3 protein-coding genes and 1 pseudogene are annotated in these 3,008 nt (G+C 50.5%); 2 read left to right on the forward strand and 2 right to left on the reverse strand.

Annotation, left to right across the window (positions count from 1 at the left end):
- Positions 1–483 precede the first annotated feature (483 nt).
- Positions 484–1,314 carry a shikimate dehydrogenase gene (gene aroE / locus KJA68_RS07890; protein ID WP_213036397.1) on the forward strand — a complete coding sequence of 277 codons (831 nt, stop codon included), beginning with the start codon at positions 484–486 and terminating at the stop codon, positions 1,312–1,314.
- A 19-nt stretch (positions 1,315–1,333) separates the two neighbouring features.
- Complete coding sequence (gene mtgA, locus KJA68_RS07895; protein WP_213036398.1) at positions 1,334–2,029, forward strand: monofunctional biosynthetic peptidoglycan transglycosylase; 696 nt, start codon at positions 1,334–1,336, stop codon at positions 2,027–2,029.
- A 178-nt stretch (positions 2,030–2,207) separates the two neighbouring features.
- Here the strand turns inward: mtgA and KJA68_RS07900 are convergent, their stop codons facing one another.
- The gene (locus KJA68_RS07900) at positions 2,208–2,744 is read right to left on the reverse strand and encodes a YajG family lipoprotein (RefSeq protein ID WP_213036399.1); all 537 of its coding nucleotides are present in this window, start codon (positions 2,742–2,744) and stop codon (positions 2,208–2,210) included.
- Positions 2,745–2,868: 124 nt separating this feature from the next.
- Positions 2,869–3,008: pseudogene (locus KJA68_RS07905) on the reverse strand (IS630 family transposase); the annotation flags it as partial.

A 3,008-nucleotide genomic window follows, 5' to 3' on the forward strand; every position in this document is an offset into this window, starting at 1 on the left:
CCCCTTTTGTGCAGCCGGATGACTTGCTTTCGCCTCTCGTGCAACTGTTCCAGCGTTTGGTATCGCGCGTCTTCTTTTTCCATGCTCGTTTGGAGACACCGAATACTTAAAAGTTCAATCTTTATAAGGCCGGATCAATAGTAGTCTACTCGACATACTTTAAACAATTAACTTACTCTCAAGCGCAAACTCATGCGTCGTTCTTAACCCATAGCGCAATTGGATGTGTCGTATATCGCAAATTGATGTGTCGCTAAGAAAAGCAAATGCTTGATTTGTTTGATCGGCCAGAATAATCAGATGTGTTGCTCAACGTTAACTGTCATTGATGCCTCACCGGGAAATTTCACGGTTCTTTGTCCGGGAAACTGCTTGCATTATTCCGGAACCCGCCGGATCCTGTACGTGAAATTTAAAAACGGGGCACTGGCAGAGTCGGGAAACGGGCCCATTACTTATTTTAAAAGACGCTATAATATTAATATGACTGACCGATATGCCGTGATTGGCAACCCGATTTTACACAGTAAATCTCCGCTTATTCACACACAGTTTGCAATCCAGACTGGGCAGGATTTAAGCTACGAGGCTGTGCTTGCGCCTATGGACGGCTTTCGTGACACCGTCCAGACGTTGTGCGATGCAGGATATCGCGGTCTGAATGTAACTGTTCCATTCAAGTTTGAAGCGTTCCAGCTGGCAACACAGTTGACAAAGCGTGCGCAGTCGGCCCAGGCCGTCAATACGCTGAAATTCGATGACGGTGGAATCATGGGTGATAACACCGATGGCGTAGGGTTGGTAACCGATATTGAACGAAACCTGGGCTTTATATTGCAGGGCAAGCGGGTTTTATTGATGGGAGCTGGAGGAGCTGCATACGGCGTGGTGTCCCCGCTGCTTGATGCGGGATCAATCCTTATTGTGGCAAATCGCACTGAAGACAAGGCGCATCAGCTAGCTGCGGCTTTTAATGCCCGCGGCTCCATTCGAGGCAGTAGTTATGAGGCGCTTGCAGGTTTGCAATTTGATTGTGTAATTAATGCGACCTCCAGCAGCCTTGCGGGTTCGCTTCCGCCGCTGCCGCAGCATGAAAATGCAGGCCATACGGGAATCTTTGCGTCGGATGCGCTGGCCTATGACATGATGTATGGGCAAGAGACCCCTTTTCTTCGATTTGCAAGGGAGCAGGGTGCGGCAAGACTTGCAGATGGTATCGGCATGCTCGTCGAACAAGCTGCCGAGTCGTTTTTTCTGTGGCGCAACGTGCGCCCTGATACTGCTTCAGTGATCGCCAGGCTACGCCTGACCTGAACCAAAACAAGGTGTTGTCTTGAAAAAATTATGGTCATGGAAATGGCGCATAGTCCTTGGGCTGTTGCTCGTTTTGTTGTTATACCAAGCGTGGATTCTGGTGCAGATTGCATGGTGGGTAAAGCACAATCCTGCGACCAGCTCCTTCATGGATCAGCGTTTGCTGGTTATGCAGGGCAGGAATCCGGACGCTGAGTTGCAGCATCAATGGATACCTTATGCAAAGATATCCAGTCATTTGAAACGTGCGGTCGTTGCCGCCGAGGACGCGAAATTTATCGATCATGAAGGGTTTGACTGGGATGGTATCCAGCATGCGTACGAAAAAAATCTGAAAAAAGGCAGGGTGGTGGCAGGGGGTTCGACCATTAGCCAGCAGCTGGCCAAAAACCTATTTTTATCTACCAAGCGTACCCCATGGCGCAAGGCGGAGGAAGCAATCATCACAATCATGCTGGAAGCGATGATGTCCAAGCGGCGTATCCTGGAGATTTACCTGAATGTGGTCGAATGGGGTAATGGGGTATTCGGGGCAGAAGCGGCGGCCCGCCATTACTGGCATATCAGCGCAGCAAAGCTTAGTGCCGTGCAGGCTGCCAGACTTGCCGCCATGGTTCCCAACCCGCGTTATTATGATCGGCATCGTGAGGCACCGGGGCTGCTACGAAAAACGAGAATCATTCTGGCAAGAATGAAATTTGCTGAAATTCCTTGAGCTGGAAGAATGCATGGGGGACATGCGGTGCATAGGCGGTTTTCCCAGGTGTGGAAAATGCAAGTGTAGTCCGACAATCGGGATGTTGGAGCGAACAGATGTTGGAGCGAACAAATGTTTTTATCCGTCAGATTCAGTTTTCCATCCATGCTGAACCTGGGGCGATCCTCTGCCGCTATCAAATAACAGACAGAAATGCCTGGACATAAGCGGGCGAAAGGAAGAATGCCTCTTTCCCGCCGGGTCCGCTTAGTCTGATAATCAGGCCATCTATCTGGTTTTTTTCCAGGTATTCTCTGGATACCTCGATGACAAGTTGTTCATAGCGTGAGCAGGCTGCTGGGTCGCAGTAGCTGTCGTCCCGGGAGTACAGGCTGACGCTGAGAAGATTCCCGTTTGCATCGGTGGCCCTGTCATACTCATGCCAGTTGCCGTCGTAAAAATCCACCAAATAGATTTGATAGGTGATGTTCCCTTGTTCTTCCGATTTCCAGGCACGTAGCAGAGCAGTGTCACGGGTCCCGGAAGCGCTGTTCGGTCCCTGGATGATGGTTGTTTTAAATCGGGTATTTTGTTCTACGCGTATAGCGCGGGTGATGGATGGGGCGTCATTCCAATCGATTTCCGGCCGGAAGACAATGTCCGGTTCAGGAGTGGTACACCCGCTGAGAATGAAAATTCCTGCAGCAAGCAGGATGATGGTTACGGTTTTCATGTTATTTCTCCCCCCAAGCATGCGAATCGTGCAAGTCAGGTAGCCTCTGCATCTGGCTTGCAGAGTGTTGATCCGGCTATCCTGATGGATAGATCAGAGAATATTGCTTCGGCCTCATGAAGTCTCAACCGGCGGCATATTTGACCCTTGGGTCCTGAAAGAAGCTCATCACCCGCTCTGGTGATTTCTCTAACATGGCCATGTGCTCGTTGGCCGCATCGCGCAGCTTGACCAGGTCCGGACTGGTACCCGCTTGCCCATCGC

Origin of the sequence: Candidatus Nitrotoga fabula (genome assembly GCF_905221025.1) — a bacterium.
Lineage (GTDB): Bacteria > Pseudomonadota > Gammaproteobacteria > Burkholderiales > Gallionellaceae > Nitrotoga > Nitrotoga fabula.

Coding starts and splice junctions, on each gene's coding strand:
- aroE (WP_213036397.1), top strand. CDS start 484: ATGACTGACCGATATGCCGTGATTGGCAACCCGATTTTACACAGTAAA.
- KJA68_RS07900 (WP_213036399.1), bottom strand. CDS start 2,744: ATGAAAACCGTAACCATCATCCTGCTTGCTGCAGGAATTTTCATTCTC.